Raw genomic sequence first — 15,920 nt, 5'->3', positions numbered from 1 at the left:
GGGAGCCGGAGCGATGGGCGACCACAAAGAGCAGCAGCCCGTGCGGGTGGGCGCGGCCGTCCGGCGTCGCCGCCGTGCGCTGGAGCTGACCCTCGCCGCCGTGGCCGAGCGCACCGGCCTGTCGGTGCCCTTCCTCAGCCAGGTCGAGAACGACCGGGCCCGCCCCAGCCGCACCTCACTGGAGAAGCTGGCCGACGCCCTGCGCACCACCGCCGTCGAACTCCTCGCTGCCGCCGACCCGGCCGCCAGCGTGGACGTGGTCCGCGCCGAGCCCGTCGCCGAGGGCGACTTCGACGCCCGCACCCGCTCCCTGGTCCGCGGCCACCACCAGTTGCACGCCTCCGAGTTCACCGGCGACCACGACGCCGGCCGCGAGTTCCAGCACCGCAACGACGAGCTGATGTACGTGGCCGACGGGGCCGTGGAGATCGAGGCCGAGGGCCGCGCGTACCGCCTCGGCCGCGGCGACACCCTGTACCTGACCGGCGGGGTCCGGCACCGCTGGCGGGCCACGGTGCCGGACACGCGGGTCATCGTGGTCGCGGTCGCCGAGCACATCGAGGCCGTGCAGGACCGGTCCCGGTAGTGCGGGTCGTCTCCCTGGTCCCGTCCCTCACCGAGGCGGTGGCGGTGACGCTGCCCGGTGTGCTGGTCGGGGCGACCGACTGGTGCAGCCATCCGGCCGACCTGGACGTCACCCGGATCGGCGGCACCAAGAACCCGAAGACCGACCGCATCCTCGCCCTCGCTCCCGACCTGGTGATCGCCAACGAGGAGGAGAACCGGCCCGCCGACCTCGACGCCCTGCGCGCGGCCGGCCTGGAGGTGCTGGTCACCGAGGTCCGCGGGGTCCCGCAGGCGCTCGCCGAGCTGCGCCGGGTGCTGACCGCGTGCGGCGCGCCGGAACGCCCCCGCTGGCTCGCGGAGGCCGAGTCGGCATGGGCGTCCCTGCCGGAGCCGGCCCGGCGCACGACGGCGGTCGTGCCGGTCTGGCGCCGGCCCTGGATGGTGCTCGGCCGGGACACCTTCGCCGGTGACGTCCTGGCCCGTCTGGGCGTCGACCACCTCCACGCCGCCCACCCGGACCGCTACCCGCGCGTCCCCCTGGCGGAGCTGAACGCGGCGGCCCCCGACCTGGTCGTGCTCCCCGACGAGCCCTACCGCTTCACCGCCGACGACGGCCCCGAGGCCTTCCCCGGCCTGCCCTGCGCCCTGGTCAGCGGACGCCACCTGACCTGGTACGGCCCGTCCCTGACGGAAGCCCCCCGGGTGCTGGCGCGGGCCCTGCGAGCAGCTCGCCGCTGAGCAGCCCGCGCACGGTCCCGGAGCCCGCCGCCAGCCAGGCCGCGACGAGAACGGCGTACAGCCCGAGGGCCAGCCCGTCGTAGACCGCGAGGCCGGTGTGCCGGGCGAGGGACGCCGCGCCGGTGACGCAGGTGCCCACCGGGAAGGTGAACGCCCACCAGGTCATCGCGAACCCCATGCCCTGCCGCCGGGCCCGCACCACCAGCGCGGTCGCGAAGGCCAGCCACAGCAGCGCGAATCCCATGACCGGCACCCCGTACAGCACGGCGAGGACGTCGAGGGCGCGGTCGTACGGCGCCGGAACGACACCCGGAGCGGCCTTCGCGATCGCGCCGACCGCGGTGGTGGACTGCCCGAGCGGGCCGAGGACCAGGAAGACGGTCGGGGTCAGCGCGAGGGGCAGCGGGCCCGCGGTGAGCAGCCGGGCGAAGACCAGCGGCAGCGTGATCAGCGTCGCGAACAGGCTCAGCCCGAACAGGGCGAAGCACCCGAGGAGCAGGGTCTGGCGTGGCTGCCCCGGCGGGAGGTACGGCACCAGCAGCGGGCCAAGCGCCGCCGACACCATGGGCGCGACCAGCGGCAGCAGCCACACCGGGGACGCCTGGGAGGGCTCGGCGCGATGCCGTGCGGCCATCAGGTACGGGACGGCTACGGCGGATCCGAGCCCGACCGCCGTACCGGCGGTGAACAGCACCGCGTCCAGGCCGAGGGCCGGCCCGGTGCCGATCCAGCGCCGGCCGACGGTGAGGGCGCCGCCGCCCACCGCCAGCAGGGCCATCGCCAGACAGCCGTAGAAGGGCGCCACGGCCGGGTCCAGCAGGTGGGCGCGGGCCTGGTCGCGGTGGCGGGTCCAGTGCAGCGCGCGGGCGGCGAGAAGGGCCACGAGCAGGACCAGGCCGAGCGTCCAGACCGCCGGGAGGACACCGCGCAGCGCCTCGGCGCCGACGGGGAGCGCGGTGCCGGCCGTGGCGATCACGGCGGTGCCCATGACGGAGGCGTACCAGTGGGGGCCCAGGTGGCGGACCCGGGCGACGCGGGGGACGGCGAGGGGCTGGGCTGCGGTGACCATGGCTCCACGCTGCCGTCCCAGGACGGCGCCGACCAGGGAGTTCCCGCCTATGGGGGCATAAGCTGGTCTTATGAGCGAGGTGGAGGGACAGCGAGATCCGGCCGGTACCCTGGCGCACCGGGTGCCGGACCTCGCCGCGCTGGAGCTGCTGCTGGCGGTGGCACGGCTGGGCAGTCTCGGCGCGGCGGCCCGGGAGGTGGGCATCACCCAGCCCGCCGCGAGCAGCCGGATCCGCTCGATGGAGCGGCAGCTCGGCGTGGCCCTGGTGGACCGCTCGCCGCGCGGCTCCCGGCTCACCGACGCGGGCGCCCTGGTGACGGACTGGGCCCGCCGGGTCGTGGAGGCGGCGGCGGCCTTCGACGCGGGGGCGCGGGCGCTGCGGGACCGGCGGGACTCGCGGCTGCGGGTCGCGGCGAGCATGACCATCGCCGAGTACCTGCTGCCCGGCTGGCTCCTCGCGCTGCACGCCGAGCGCCCGGATACGGCCGTCTCGCTGCTCGCGGGCAATTCGGCGAAGGTCGCGGAGCTGCTGCTGGCCGGTGAGGCGGACCTGGGGTTCGTGGAGGGGCTGTCGGTCCCCACGGGCCTGGACTCCACCGTGATCGCCCGGGACCGGCTCGTCGTCGTCACCGCGCCCGGCCACCCCTGGGCCCGCCGTCGGCGCCCGCTGACGCCGCAGGAGCTGGCGACGACCCCGCTGATCCTCCGTGAGCGCGGCTCCGGCACCCGCCAGGTTCTGGACGCGGCGCTCGGCGGACTCGCCCGCCCGCTGATCGAACTGTCCTCGACGACGGCGGTGAAGGCCTCCGCGGTGAGCGGCGCGGGCCCTTCGGTCCTCAGTGAGCTGGCGGTGGGGGAGGAGCTGTCGCTGCGGCGACTGGTGAGCATCCCGGTGGAGGGTATGGCGCTCCGCCGCGACCTGCGGGCGGTCTGGCCGACGGGGCACCGCCCCACGGGCCCGGCACGGGAGCTGCTGTCGCTGACGCGGGGGTGAGAACGGGGGGTGCGACGGTGAGGCGCCCGGTGCCCGGTGTTCCGGCCGGCCGGAGTGGGTCGCGCGCGCCGGCGTCGGCAGGATCTGCCCGCGGCAGCGGCGCCACGAGGCCGTCCGGCACCTCAGGTCCCTACGAGCCCGCCGCCGCGACCAGGGCGCGCATCTGCTGACGCGGGGGTGAGAACGGGGGGGTGCGACGGTGAGGCGCCCGGTGCCCGGTGTTCCGGCCGGCCGGAGTGGGTCGCGCGCCGGCGTCGGCAGGATCTGCCCGCGGCAGCGGCGCCCACGAGGCCGTCCGGCACCTCAGGTCCCTACGAGCCCGCCGCCGCGACCAGGGCGCGCATCACCCGCAGGTCCTCGCCCATCTCCGGATGCCACTGCACGCCCAGCACCCAGCCCCGGTCCGCCGGCAGCTCCAGCGCCTCCACCGTGCCGTCCGCCGCGTAGGCCGAGGGCACCAGTCCGGCGCCGATCCGGTCGACCGCCTGGTGGTGGTACGTCGGCACCGTCGTCTCCTCCGGGACGATCCCGGCGTACAGGCTCCCCGGCACCGGCTTCACCGGGTGCCCGCCGAACACCCCGACCACCTCCGCGTGCCCGTCGAGGTGCTGCACCAGCGTCCCGCCGAGCGCCACGTTCAGCAGCTGCATGCCCCGGCAGACGCCCAGCAACGGCGTACCCCCGTCCAACGCGGCCCGGATCAGCGCAAGTTCCCAGGTGTCGCGGGCCTGGGCGGGCGGGCCCGTGCGGGGGTCGCGCTCGGCGCCGTAGCGGGCTGGGTCCACGTCGGGACCGCCCGCGATCACCAGCCCGTCCAGCCGGGCCACGGCCGCCGCGGCCCGGTCCGGGTCGTCCGGCGGCAGGAGCGCCGCCAGGCCGCCGGCCCGCTGCACCAGCCGGGGGTACGCGGCCGGCAGCAGGGCCGCCTCCAGCTCCCACACGCCCCAGCGGGCGCCGGTCTCCAGATACGTGCTCACACCGATCAACGGCCGTCCGGTCACGTCGCCCTCCCAGTCATCCAAAGGTTCACCCCCATACCTTTGCAGACCTGCCCTAGGCCAGGAAGCCCCGCAGCAGGGCCGCCGTGCCCGCGCAGTGCTCGCGCATCATCTCCCGCGCGCCGTCCGCGTCCCCGTCCAGCACCGCCTCCACCAGCGCGGTGTGCTGCCGCTGCGAGTGCTCCAGGTTGCGCACCAGCAGCGGGATGCAGTCCAGCAGGTCGTTGACCGTGGCCCGGACCGCCGCGTACTGCGCGGTCAGCGACGGCGAGCCGCACAGCTCGGCCAGCGTCAGGTGCAGCAGCGTGTCCGCCCGGCGGTAGTCCGCGAGCGGGGCCTCGTGGGTGCGGTCCAGCGCCTCGCGCAACCGGTCCGCCTGCTCCCCGGTCAGCCCGTGCGCCGCACACAGCCCGGCCGCGCCCACCTCCAGCACCTCCCGGAAGCGCAGCACGTCCTCGATGTCCACCTCGGCGATGCGCCGCCGCAGCTCGTCCTCGCCGCCCGCGTCCGTGCGCGGCAGCACGAACGTTCCGCCGTACCGCCCGCGCCGCGCCTCGACCAGCCCCTGGTCCTGGAGCACCTTCAGCACCTCGCGCAGCGTCACCCGGCTGATCCCGAGCCGCTCCGCCAGCTCCCGCTCGGCCGGCAGCCGTTCGCCGCCCGGCACCAGGCCCAGCCGTACGACCTGCAGTATCTGCTCCAGCGCCTCCTCGAAGCCGTTGCCCGCCCGCACCGGCCGCAGCACCGGAGCGAGCCGGTCACCCAGTCCGTAGGGACCGATGTCCTGCGACATCCGCCGTACCCCCTTCCCAAGCAATGGTTCTCCGCAATACCTTATGGCTCCCGGCCCCGCCGAAAAAGCGCACAGGCGCCCAAGGAGGCTCTCCCGTGGCAGACCGCACACCCCCGCTCGGCGTCGAGGAACTGCACGCCCTCGTCGCGAGCGGTGAGATCGACACTGTCGTCCTGGCCTTCCCCGACATGCAAGGGCGGCTCCAGGGCAAGCGGTTCGCCGCCCGCTTCTTCCTCGACGAGGTACTCCAGCACGGCACCGAGGGCTGCAACTACCTCCTCGCCGTCGACACCGAGATGAACACGGTCGACGGCTACGCGATGTCCTCCTGGGACCGCGGCTACGGCGACTTCGCCATGCACCCCGACCTGGCCACCCTGCGCCGCATCCCCTGGCACCCCGGCACGGCCCTGCTCGTCGCCGACCTGGCCTGGAACGACGGCTCCCCGGTCGTCGCCGCGCCCCGCCAGATCCTGCGCCGCCAGCTGGAGCGGCTCGCCGGACTCGGCTGCACCGCCCAGGTCGGCACCGAGCTGGAGTTCATCGTCTTCAAGGACAGCTACGAACAGGCCTGGGACGCGAACTACCGCGGCCTCACCCCGGCCAACCAGTACAACATCGACTACTCCGTCCTCGGCACCGGCCGCATCGAACCCCTGCTGCGCCGGCTGCGCAACGACATGGCCGGCGCCGGCCTGACCGTCGAGTCCGCCAAGGGTGAGTGCAACCCCGGCCAGCACGAGATCGCCTTCCGCTACGACGAGGCCCTCGTCACCTGCGACCAGCACGCCCTGTACAAGACCGGCGCCAAGGAGATCGCCTCCCAGGAAGGCGTCTCGATCACCTTCATGGCCAAGTACAACGAGCGCGAGGGCAACTCCTGTCACATCCACCTCTCGCTCACCGACGCCGACGGCACCAACGTCATGGCGGGGGACCAGGAAGGGGGCATGTCCGAGCTGATGCGCCACTTCCTCGCCGGGCAGCTCGCCGCCCTGCGCGACTTCTCCCTCCTCTACGCCCCCAACATCAACTCCTACAAGCGGTTCCAGCCGGGCTCCTTCGCCCCCACCGCCGTCGCCTGGGGCCACGACAACCGCACCTGCGCCCTGCGCGTGGTCGGCCACGGCCGCTCCCTGCGCTTCGAGAACCGCCTCCCGGGCGGCGACGTCAACCCCTACCTCGCCGTCGCCGGACTGATCGCCGCCGGCCTGTACGGCGTCGAGCAGAAGCTCGAACTCCCCGAGCCCTGCCCGGGCAACGCCTACACCGCCGGCTTCGAGCACGTTCCGACCACCCTGCGCGAGGCCGCCGAGCTGTGGGAGAACAGCACGATCGCGAAGGCCGCCTTCGGCGACGAGGTCGTGGCCCACTACCGCAACATGGCGCGCGTCGAGCTGGAGGCCTTCGACGCCGCGGTCACCGACTGGGAGCTGCGCCGCTCCTTCGAACGCCTGTGAAAGGTCGACACGTGTCCGAATCGGACGAGTTGAAGGTCCTCAACCCCGCCACGGAAGAGGTCGTCGCCACCGTCCCCGCCGCGAGCGAGGAGGACGTGGCCGCCGCCGTCGTACGGGCCGCACGCGCCCAGACCGGCTGGGCCGCCCTCGCCCCCGCCGACCGGGCCCGGCTGCTGCGCCGCTTCGCGGACACCGTGGACAGCCACCTCGAGGAGCTCGCCCAGCTGGAGGTCCGGGAGGCCGGCCACACCGTCGCGGGCGCCCGCTGGGAGGCCGGCAACGCCCGTGACCTGCTGCTGTACGCGGCCGGCGGCGCCGAACGCCTCCTCGGCAAGCAGATCCCGGTCCCCGGCGGCTGGAACGTCACCTTCCAGGAACCCCTCGGGGTCGTCGGAGTGATCGCGCCCTGGAACTTCCCGATGCCGATCGCCGCCTGGGGCTCCTTCCCGGCGCTGGCGGCCGGCAACGCGGTCGTCCTCAAACCCGCCGAGACCACCCCGCTCACCGCGCTCCGGCTCGCCGAACTCGCCCTGGAGGCGGGCCTGCCCGAGCACCTCTTCCAGGTGCTGCCCGGCCACGGCCACACCGCCGGGCGCGCCTTGGTCGACCACCCGGACGTCGCCAAGATCGTGTTCACCGGCTCCACCCGCACCGGCCGCGAGGTCATGGAGCGCTGCGCGAGGCTCGTCAAGCCGGTCACCCTGGAACTCGGCGGCAAGAGCCCCAACGTCGTCTTCGCCGACGCCGACCTGAAGGCGGCCCTCGACCCCTTCTCCTTCCTGGACAACTCCGGCCAGGACTGCTGCGCCCGCACCCGCATCCTGGTGCAGGAGCCGCTGCTGGAGGAGGCGCGGGAGTTCCTCGCCGACGCGCTGGCCGCCGTGGTCGTGGGTGACCCGGCCGACGAGAAGACCCAGATGGGCCCGCTGATCTCCCGTGGGCAGCTCGAGCGCGTACGGTCCTACGTCCCCGGGGACACGCCCGCCCTGCGCGGCAGCGCCCCCGACGGGCCCGGCTTCTGGTTCCCGCCGACGGTCCTCATCGGCGAGGCGCACGACAGCCGGGCGGCCCGCGAGGAGATCTTCGGCCCGGTCGCCGTCCTGCTCCCGTTCACCGACGAGCAGGACGCCGTCCGCCTGGCCAACGACACCCCCTACGGCCTCTCCGGCTCCCTGTGGACCCGGGACCTCGGCCGCGCCCTGCGCGTCTCCCAGGCCGTCCGCGCGGGCAACCTGTCCGTCAACTCCCACTCCAGCGTCCGCTACTGGACCCCGTTCGGCGGCTACAAGCACTCCGGCATCGGCCGTGAACTGGGCCCCGACGCCCTGACCGCCTTCACCGAAACCAAGAACGTCTTCATCAGTACGGAGGGCCCCGCACAGTGACCGCATCGACTGGAGAGAACGTCTGCCGCCGCCTGGTCGGCCGCACCGCCGTCGTCACCGGAGCCGGCAGCGGCATCGGCCTCGCCACCGCCCGCCGGCTCGCCTCCGAGGGCGCCCACGTGGTCTGCGCGGACGTCGACGAGGCCCGCGGCAAGGCCGCCGCCGACGAGACCGGCGGACTCTTCGTGAAGGTCGACGTCACCGACCCCGAGCAGGTGGAGGCGCTGTTCCGGACGGCGTACGACACCTACGGCAGCGTCGACATCGCCTTCAACAACGCCGGCATCTCCCCGCCCGACGACGACTCCATCCTGGAGACCGGCCTGGAGGCCTGGAAGCGCGTCCAGGAGGTCAACCTCACCTCCGTCTACCTGTGCTGCAAGGCCGCCATCCCCTACATGCGCCGCCAGGGCAAGGGGTCCATCATCAACACCGCGTCCTTCGTGGCGCGGATGGGCGCGGCGACCTCGCAGATCTCGTACACGGCCTCCAAAGGCGGCGTGCTGGCCATGTCCCGCGAGCTGGGCGTGCAGTTCGCCCGGGAGGGCATCCGCGTCAACGCCCTGTGCCCCGGGCCGGTCAACACCCCGCTGCTGCAGGAGCTGTTCGCCAAGGACCCCGAGCGGGCCGCCCGCCGCCTGGTCCACGTCCCGGTCGGCAGGTTCGCCGAGGCCGAGGAGATCGCCGCCGCCGTCGCCTTCCTGGCCAGTGACGACTCCTCCTTCGTCAACGCCACCGACTTCCTGGTGGACGGCGGGATCGCGGGGGCGTACGTCACGCCTCTGTAGGAAGTGTCAGAGGAACGTCCGTCCCTCACCCCGGTAGGTCGGCACGCTCGCCGTCACCTCGTCGCCCTCGACGAGGTGCAGCGCGTCGAACCGCTCGCACAGCTCGCCCGCCTTGGCGTGCCGGAACCACACCCTGTCGCCGACGAGGAGGTCGTCGGCGGGCGAGCCGAGCAGCGGGGTCTGCACCTCACCGGGGCCCTCCTGCGGGTCGTACCGCAGCCCCTCCGGCAGGTACGGCACCGGCAGCCGGTCGGGGCCGGCGACGCCGGAGGCCGGGTAGCCGCCGCCCAGCACGGTGACGACCCCGACACCGGGCCGCCGCACCACCGGCAGGGCGAAGAGGGCGGCCGGGCGGCCGGTGAACGACGTGTAGTTGTCGAACAGGCGCGGCACGTAAAGCCCGGAGCCGGCCGCTATCTCCGTGACGGCGTCCTCGGCGGCGGTGTGCTGCACGCTGCCGGTACCGCCGCCGTTGACGAACTCCAGGTCGGGCACGACGGCCCGTACGGCACGCACCACGTCCGCCCGCCGCTCGGCCAGCTCCCGCCGGGCGGCGGCCTGCATCAGCCGGATCGCCCGCGAGCGCAGCGGCCGGCCGGCCACCGCGTCACCGACCCCGGCGATGTGTCCCTCGTACGCCATGATCCCCACCAGCCGGAAGCCCGGCCGGCGGGCCACCGACCGGGCCAGCTGGGCGAGTTGGGCGGGGGAGTGCAGCGGCGAGCGGCGGGCGCCGACCCGGACCCGGCCGCCGAACAGTTTCAGCGAGGTGTCCAACTCCAGGCAGACCCGCACCACTTCACGCCCGCCGTCACGGGCGGCGTCGATGAGGTCGAGCTGGGCCACGTCGTCCACCATCACGGTGACGGCACCGGCCAGCTTGGGGTCGGCGGCCAGCTCGGCGAAGGCGGCCCGGTCGGCGGAGGGGTAGGCCAGCAGGACGTCCTCGAACCCGGAGCGCGCGAGCCACAGCGACTCGGCCAGCGTGAACGACATGATCCCCCGGAAGCCGTCCCTGGCCAGGACGCGTTCCAGCAGGGCCCGGCAGCGCACGGACTTGCTGGCGACCCGTACCGGCTTCCCGGCGGCACGGCGCACCAGGTCGGCCGCGTTGGCGTCGAAGGCCTCCAGATCCACGATCGCGAGAGGGGCGTCGAGATGGGCGGTGGCCCGGTCGTAACGGGCCCGGTCGGCGGCGCGCGCAGTCATGACGGAAGCCTGCCAGACGGGATTACCGCAGGGTAGGGGGACGTTCCGGGCAGATGCCCCGGGGTCGTGGACTGGTTCTCGGTCTCCCCCCGACAAGCCGTAGAGTGACGCGCACGTACGACGGAACATGCCCGGCCGCTTCGATGAACCGGGATGCCGATCCGGCCGTACGGGTATGCGTGCCCGGACGACTCTCGCACCGGGCGCGGCCGATGAGCCGGACGGCCCGCGCACGAGGACGCGGCCCGGGCACGAGGAAACGGGGGGTGCATGAGCACGGAAGCGCGCCACGCCCCCGTCCCGCCGCGCCCCTCCTCCCCGCCCGCCGCCCCCACGGCCGACCCGTCACCGCAGGGCGCCGCCCGCACCACCCCGGCACCCGTCCCGCCCGCCCGGCCGGGACCGGGAGCGGGGCCGAGCGCAGAGCCGGACCCGGGTGCCGGGGGAACCGCTGCGGGAAGGGCCACCCCGCGGGCGGCCGGCTCCGGGCGAGGCGCCGGTGACCCGGCCGGGTACCGCGCCGCAGCGGTGTCCGCCGACGATCCCGACGACGAGCCTTCCGTCTTCGCCCCGCGCGCTCCCCGGCCGTCCCCGGGCGCCCCGGCACCCGACGACCGGCCGCACTCCGAGCGCCCCGGCTCCGAGACCGGCACCGGTCCCGGCCCGGCGTTCCGGCGCGCCGCCGTACCCGGGTTCACCGATCCGGTGAACCCGCCCCCGCCCCCGGCCTCGGCCCGCTTCCCGGACACCCCGCCGAGCACCCTGCGGGAGAGGCTGCGCGCCGCCACCGTCACGCGCCCCGGCGGAGGTTCCGTCGTTGCGGCTGCCGCCGCGGAGCCCCCGGCCGGTACGGCGGGCCCGCTGCCGCCTGTCCGGCGTCCTGAGGGTGCCACCCGCGAAGGAGCCGGCGCCGCACAGGCCCCTGCCGGTGCCGCCGGCCCGCCGCCCCCTGCCCGGCGTCCTGGCGGAGCATCCGCTCGGCCTGCCGGCCCCTCGGAGTCCACGGCCGCGGGACGGCCTCCCGCCCCCGCGGAGAACTTCTCCGAGACCACGGCCCGGATGCGCCCCTCGGGACCGGCCCGGCGGCCTGGAGGCCCGGCCGGGAACCCCCCGGCCGAGAGCCCCTCGGAGACCACCACCCGGCTCCGCCCGGTCCCCGCGGACCCGTCCCCGGCACCGCGGCGGCCCGGCGCCCCGCTGCCCGGCTCCGCGCCCGCCGGGTCCGCCGAGCCGGGCCGCGACTCCCGTGGCGTCCCCGGCACCGGTGCGGCGGCCCGCTCCACGGCTGCTGCGGGCGGGGCCGACGGCTGGAGCCCGGGGGTACCCGGCGCGCCCGATCCGGCTCTCTCCTGGAGCAGCGGCTCCGCCGTGCGGCCGGTCGTGTCGTTCGGGGAGCCCGAGGCGTTCGGGGAGCGGACATGGCCCCGGGTGGGCCCCCGTACCGCCGCGGCCGCCGCCTGCCTGGTGCTCGGCCTCGGTCTCATCGGCGGTGCCGTCACCGGGAGTTGGCTCACCGGAGGCGACGACGACGCCCCCGGGAACGCGTTCACCGCCGCGGGCACGCTCTGGCACGACGTGCCCGTCGACCAACTGTTCCCGCCCACCGTCCAGGGCACCGGCGCCGGACCCGGCGGCGCCGACCGCACCTGGACCAGGATCGCCGTGGCCCCGGACAGCGGCTGCGCCCACGCCTTCGACCCGCTGCTGCACAAGGTCCTCGCCCCGCTCGGCTGCCGGCGGCTGCTGCGCGCCACCTACACCGACGCCACCCAGACCTACGTCACCACCGTCGGCCTGCTGTTCACCGACGCCGACCCCGCCGCCATGTCCGCGCTCGCCCGCCGCTTCCGCGCCGAGCGCCTGGACCGGCGTGCCGACCTGATGCCCCGCCCGTACGCGGCCAAGGGCACCGCGGCGGCCGGCTTCGGTGACCAGCAGCGCGCCTCCTGGACCGTCTCCGTCCTCACCGACGCCCCCGTCGTCGCCTACGCCGTCTCCGGCTGGGCCGACGGCCGCGGCGTCGCCGCCCCGCAGCCCGCCGCGGAAGCCGTCGCCTCCGGGGCCACCACGCCACAGGCCCAGGCCGGTCTCGGCAACGAGGCCCAGGGCCTGGCCGACCGCATCGAACGCCGGCTGCGCCAGACCGTCGGCTCGGCCACGGAGAGACCTTCATGAGGCATGTCCCCGCAGCCGCGGTGAGCCTGCTGCTCGCCGGCTCCCTCGCCCTGCTGCCGGCCACCGCGGCCCACGCCGACGGCATCCGCGCCCAGCAGTGGGCCCTGTCCGCGCTGCACCTGGACGAGGCCTGGCGCACCACCAAGGGCCACGGCGTGACCGTCGCCGTCCTGGACACCGGAGTCGAGGCCGACCACCCGGACCTCGCCGGCAACGTGCTGCCCGCCCAGGACATGATCGGTTTCGGCGCCCAGCCGGGGGACCGCACCTGGGCCCGGCACGGCACCGCCATGGCCGGCATCATCGCCGGACACGGCCACGGCCCCGGCGACGCCGCCGGCGTCATGGGGGTCGCCCCCGAGGCGAAGATCCTGCCCGTGCGGGTGATCCTGGAGGACGGCGACCCCGCCCGCACCAAGGCCCGCACCACCCGCGGCAACGCCCTCGCCGACGGCATCCGCTGGGCCGCCGACCACGGCGCCGACGTCATCAACCTCTCCCTGGGCGACGACTCGAACTCGGCCCACCCCGAGCCGAGCGAGGACGAGGCCGTGCAGTACGCCCTGAAGAAGGGGGTGGTCGTCGTCGCCTCCGCGGGCAACGGCGGCGAAAAGGGCGACCACATCTCCTACCCGGCCGCCTACCCGGGCGTCATCGCCGCCACCGCCGTGGACAAGTACGGCACCCGCGCCTCCTTCTCGACCCGTCGCTGGTACGCGGCCGTCAGCGCGCCCGGCGTCAACGTGGTCATCGCCGACCCCGACCACAAGTACTACGAGGGCTGGGGAACCTCCGCCGCCTCCGCCTTCGTCTCCGGCGTCGCGGCGCTCGTCGAGGCCGCCCACCCCGGTCTGCCCCCGGCCCAGGTCAAGAAGCTCCTGGAGGACACCGCCGACGATCCGCCGGCCGGCGGCCGGGACGACTCCCGCGGCTTCGGCATGATCGACCCGGCGGCGGCCCTGCAGGCGGCCGGCCGGATCCGGCCGCAGAGCCTGCGCGCGGCGTCGTACGGCGAGAAGTACTTCGGCGCCGGACCGGACTCCCCCAAGGCCACGTCCTCCGCCTCGGACTGGGCGGCCCCGCTGGCCGGCGGTGCCGGCGGGGTCCTCCTGGTCGCGGGCGTCGTGCTGTGGCGTGGCCGCAGGAAGGCGGTCTGAGGGCGTCCGGGGTGCTGCCCGGCCGGCCGGCGATGTACTGGATCTCCGGGCAGCGCGGCGACGCTCCGCGCAGCAGACGCCCGGTGTCGGGGCGACCGCGCGAGGACGGGCGAAGGCCGCGCGGGCCCATGACTTCGTCACACGGGTCCGACCTGCTCGGCCGTGTTGCATCGTGGCTGCCGACGCGGCGCTGCACCGGCAGCCGCGAGGACTTTGCCGGGAGCCGGGCCGCGATCGCCGGTCCGGTCGCCGACCGCTCGGCCCGCCGAGCCACCCGCCGCGAGACCGGAACCGAACCGGTGCCGGCCCGCCCGACGGCCTGCTGATCGTGCCAGGGCCGAAACGCCGGGCCGTGACGCCCCGACGTCAATCGCTCCCCGAGCCGGCACCGGCGAACGCCGACACCGCCGTCTGCGCCGCCGCCTCCACCAGTGCGATGCCCTGGGCCAGGGTGGTGGTGCCGTTCGACAGCACCGCCACCAGATACTCGCTCCCGTCCACCGTCACCCGCCCGATGCTGTTCACGTCCCACAGTCCCGTCGTACTGCGCGCCAGCCAACCGTTCTTCAGCGCCCAGGAGTTGCCCTCCGCCGCGGCCGACACCCCCCACTGCTGGTCCGCCTCGACCGACTTCAGCAGCCCCTGGAGATACGTCCGAGAGGCCGCGCTCAGCTTCGAATCCTTACCGAACACCTGCTGGAGCAGCACCAGTTGATCGGCGGCGGTGGTCTGGGTCAGCCCCCACAGCTCACCGTCCCCGCCCGAGGTCTCCGTCAGCCCGAACCGCCGGTTCGCCGCGTCCAGCCCGGCCGCCCGCCCGATCGTGTGCCACAGTGCCGTCGCGGACGCGTTGTCGCTGCTCTCGATCATCTTCGTGGCGTACACCCGCTCGGCCGCCGTCAGCCGCCGGTCCGCGTCCTGCGCCTGGAGCAGCAGTGCGGCGAGGATGTCGACCTTGACGATGCTCGCGGTGTCGAAGGCCGCGGTCCCGTGCACCGCGCTGTCCCCGGAGTCCGTCGCCAGCACCGCCACCGACACCTTTGCACCCGACGGCACGGCCACCGCCGCCATCGCCTCGTCCAGCCGCGCCTTCCGGTCGACCGCCGCGGGATGTGTCATGGCTGCCTCCTTTCCCGTCCCGGCCGGGGAGGAGGCCGAGGGCGACGCCGACGATACGGCCGCCGGCCCGGCGTGCGCCCGCGCCTTCACATAGACCGTGCCGCCGGCCGGCACCCCGCCCACGGCAGCGACGGCGAGCGCGGTGTACAGCAGCGGACGGCGCCGGGACGGGCGCGCGCGACGGCGAGAGCGGGCTGTGGAGGACTCCATGGCCGCGATGCTCGGGGCGCGGGCTGTGCGCACCGTCGGGCCGGCCTGAGACAGGGCTCAGGGAAGGCTGAGATTCCTGTGAAGACTCCCGTGCGAGGGGCCCGGAGTGTGCCTATAGGGTCGATGACCGTGGCGAACAAGAACATTCCCGACCCCGGCTTCTCCGACGACGACGGCTCCGCCGACCCCCGGCTGAGCGCGGCGCTCGCCGCCTGGGCGGAGGACCGCGGCGCGCTCGGACCCGTCCTGGAGGCGTTGAAGGGCGCCCGCCTGCTGGTCCCCGTCGTCGCCGTGCTCGGCGAGGTCGAGGAGGACGAGAACGGGCTGCGCCGCGAGAAGAACAGCGACATGGCCGTACCCACGCTGAAGGCCGGCTCCCGCACCGCCCTGCCGGCCTTCACCTCCACCGACTCCCTGGCCCGCTGGGACCCGGCGGCGCGCCCCGTCGCCGTACCCCTGCACCAGGCACTGGAGGCCGCCGCGCACGAGAAGGCGGACACGGTGGTGCTGGACCTGGCCGGGCCCGTCCCCTTCGAGCTGACCGGTCCCGCACTGCTGGCCCTCGCCGAGGGCCGTACCAGCACGGACCCGCTCGCCGATCCGGCGGTCGTGGCCGCGGTGCGCGCCGTGGTCGCCGACGTGCCCGCGGTGGTGCGCGCCTACCTCGGCCCCGGCCGGGCCGACGGCACCCTCGCCCTGGTCTTCGAGCCCGCCGTGCCGCACGACGCCGGCGTCCACGCGGTCGCGCGGCGCCTCGCCGCCGACGAGACGCTGAGGGCCCGCCTGGTGCGTGGCCTCGACCTGGCAGTGATGCCGGCCGGGGCGACGCCTCCGGGCGAGCCCTTGTTCGTTCGGTGATCGACAGGAGCGGCTGGGCCGACTAGCCGTAGACGGGGCCGGTGTACTTCTCGCCCGGCCCCTGGCCCGGCTCGTCCGGGACGATCGACGCCTCACGGAAGGCGAGCTGCAGCGACTTCAGGCCGTCGCGCAGCGGGGCCGCGTGGAAGGAGCTGATCTCGGTCGCGCCCCCGTCCAGCAGGCCGGCGAGCGCGGTGATCAGCTTGCGGGCCTCGTCCAGGTCCTTGTACTTCTCGCCCTCCTCGCTCAGCCCGAGCTTCACGGCGGCGGCGCTCATCAGGTTGACGGCGACCGTCACGATCACCTCGACGGCGGGGACCTCGGCGATGTCCCGGGTCATCGCGTCGAAGTCGGGGTTCTCAGGAGGGGTCTCACTCATGCCCCACACGATAAGCGGTGC

Annotated in this window: 15 protein-coding genes; 9 read left to right on the top strand and 6 right to left on the bottom strand. The window is 75.0% G+C overall.

Features of this window, described 5'->3' with window-relative positions; all coding sequences use genetic code 11:
- Positions 1-13 precede the first annotated feature (13 nt).
- Positions 14-586 carry a helix-turn-helix domain-containing protein gene (locus ACIHEJ_RS21790; RefSeq protein ID WP_400138096.1) on the top strand — a complete coding sequence of 191 codons (573 nt, stop codon included), beginning with the start codon at positions 14-16 and terminating at the stop codon, positions 584-586.
- Positions 586-1,305: a helical backbone metal receptor gene (locus ACIHEJ_RS21785; protein WP_400138094.1), complete on the top strand. Its 720-nt coding sequence runs from the start codon at positions 586-588 to the stop codon at positions 1,303-1,305. Before ACIHEJ_RS21790 ends, ACIHEJ_RS21785 begins: the two co-directional genes overlap by 1 nt.
- Here ACIHEJ_RS21785 and ACIHEJ_RS21780 read toward each other — a convergent pair.
- Complete coding sequence (locus tag ACIHEJ_RS21780; protein ID WP_400138092.1) at positions 1,217-2,374, bottom strand: TDT family transporter; 1,158 nt, start codon at positions 2,372-2,374, stop codon at positions 1,217-1,219. The genes ACIHEJ_RS21785 and ACIHEJ_RS21780 overlap by 89 nt on opposite strands.
- 70 nt (positions 2,375-2,444) lie before the next feature.
- On the opposite strand from ACIHEJ_RS21780, the gene ACIHEJ_RS21775 reads away from it, so the two are divergent.
- Positions 2,445-3,368: a LysR family transcriptional regulator gene (locus tag ACIHEJ_RS21775; RefSeq protein WP_400138091.1), complete on the top strand. Its 924-nt coding sequence runs from the start codon at positions 2,445-2,447 to the stop codon at positions 3,366-3,368.
- A gap of 311 nt (positions 3,369-3,679) precedes the next feature.
- Here ACIHEJ_RS21775 and ACIHEJ_RS21770 read toward each other — a convergent pair whose 3' ends face one another.
- Both ACIHEJ_RS21770 and ACIHEJ_RS21765 read right to left on the bottom strand, forming a co-directional pair.
- Positions 3,680-4,369, bottom strand: coding sequence for a gamma-glutamyl-gamma-aminobutyrate hydrolase family protein (locus ACIHEJ_RS21770; RefSeq protein ID WP_400138089.1), 690 nt, complete (start codon positions 4,367-4,369; stop codon positions 3,680-3,682).
- 52 nt (positions 4,370-4,421) lie between these two features.
- Positions 4,422-5,159, bottom strand: a complete 738-nt coding sequence (locus tag ACIHEJ_RS21765) for a FadR/GntR family transcriptional regulator (protein WP_400138088.1) — start codon at positions 5,157-5,159, stop codon at positions 4,422-4,424.
- 95 nt (positions 5,160-5,254) lie between these two features.
- Here ACIHEJ_RS21765 and ACIHEJ_RS21760 point away from each other — a divergent pair, with 95 nt between their 5' ends.
- Genes ACIHEJ_RS21760 through ACIHEJ_RS21750 form a run of 3 tightly spaced genes read left to right on the top strand, consistent with a single transcriptional unit; the run spans position 5,255 to position 8,792 of the window.
- Complete coding sequence (locus tag ACIHEJ_RS21760) at positions 5,255-6,619, top strand: glutamine synthetase family protein (protein ID WP_400138087.1); 1,365 nt, start codon at positions 5,255-5,257, stop codon at positions 6,617-6,619.
- 11 nt (positions 6,620-6,630) lie between these two features.
- A complete protein-coding gene (locus tag ACIHEJ_RS21755) occupies positions 6,631-8,004 on the top strand; it encodes an aldehyde dehydrogenase family protein (RefSeq protein ID WP_400138086.1) in 1,374 nt (457 codons plus the stop codon).
- Positions 8,001-8,792 carry a 3-oxoacyl-ACP reductase gene (locus ACIHEJ_RS21750; protein ID WP_400138085.1) on the top strand — a complete coding sequence of 264 codons (792 nt, stop codon included), beginning with the start codon at positions 8,001-8,003 and terminating at the stop codon, positions 8,790-8,792. The genes ACIHEJ_RS21755 and ACIHEJ_RS21750 overlap by 4 nt, the downstream gene beginning before the upstream one ends.
- Positions 8,793-8,798: 6 nt before the next feature.
- Here ACIHEJ_RS21750 and ACIHEJ_RS21745 read toward each other — a convergent pair whose 3' ends face one another.
- On the bottom strand, positions 8,799-10,001 hold the full coding sequence (locus ACIHEJ_RS21745; RefSeq protein WP_400138084.1) for an amino acid deaminase/aldolase: 1,203 nt from the start codon (positions 9,999-10,001) through the stop codon (positions 8,799-8,801).
- A 270-nt stretch (positions 10,002-10,271) separates the two neighbouring features.
- On the opposite strand from ACIHEJ_RS21745, the gene ACIHEJ_RS21740 reads away from it, so the two are divergent.
- Complete coding sequence (locus tag ACIHEJ_RS21740) at positions 10,272-12,176, top strand: hypothetical protein (protein ID WP_400138082.1); 1,905 nt, start codon at positions 10,272-10,274, stop codon at positions 12,174-12,176.
- A complete protein-coding gene (gene mycP / locus ACIHEJ_RS21735; protein ID WP_400138081.1) occupies positions 12,173-13,333 on the top strand; it encodes a type VII secretion-associated serine protease mycosin in 1,161 nt (386 codons plus the stop codon). Before ACIHEJ_RS21740 ends, mycP begins: the two co-directional genes overlap by 4 nt.
- A 366-nt stretch (positions 13,334-13,699) precedes the next feature.
- Here the strand turns inward: mycP and ACIHEJ_RS21730 are convergent, their stop codons facing one another.
- On the bottom strand, positions 13,700-14,662 hold the full coding sequence (locus ACIHEJ_RS21730) for a serine hydrolase (RefSeq protein ID WP_400138080.1): 963 nt from the start codon (positions 14,660-14,662) through the stop codon (positions 13,700-13,702).
- A 129-nt stretch (positions 14,663-14,791) separates the two neighbouring features.
- On the opposite strand from ACIHEJ_RS21730, the gene ACIHEJ_RS21725 reads away from it, so the two are divergent.
- Complete coding sequence (locus tag ACIHEJ_RS21725) at positions 14,792-15,520, top strand: SseB family protein (RefSeq protein WP_400138079.1); 729 nt, start codon at positions 14,792-14,794, stop codon at positions 15,518-15,520.
- Positions 15,521-15,542: 22 nt separating this feature from the next.
- On the opposite strand, the gene ACIHEJ_RS21720 is transcribed toward ACIHEJ_RS21725, so the two are convergent.
- Positions 15,543-15,899: a DUF1844 domain-containing protein gene (locus ACIHEJ_RS21720; RefSeq protein ID WP_400138078.1), complete on the bottom strand. Its 357-nt coding sequence runs from the start codon at positions 15,897-15,899 to the stop codon at positions 15,543-15,545.
- Between the last annotated feature and the right edge of the window lie 21 nt (positions 15,900-15,920).

This window comes from Streptomyces sp. NPDC052301, from assembly GCF_044593395.1.
In the GTDB taxonomy this organism is placed as follows: domain Bacteria; phylum Actinomycetota; class Actinomycetes; order Streptomycetales; family Streptomycetaceae; genus Streptomyces.
The sequence above is the reverse complement of the archived record's forward strand: the minus strand, read 5'-3'. Positions and strand labels throughout refer to the sequence as shown.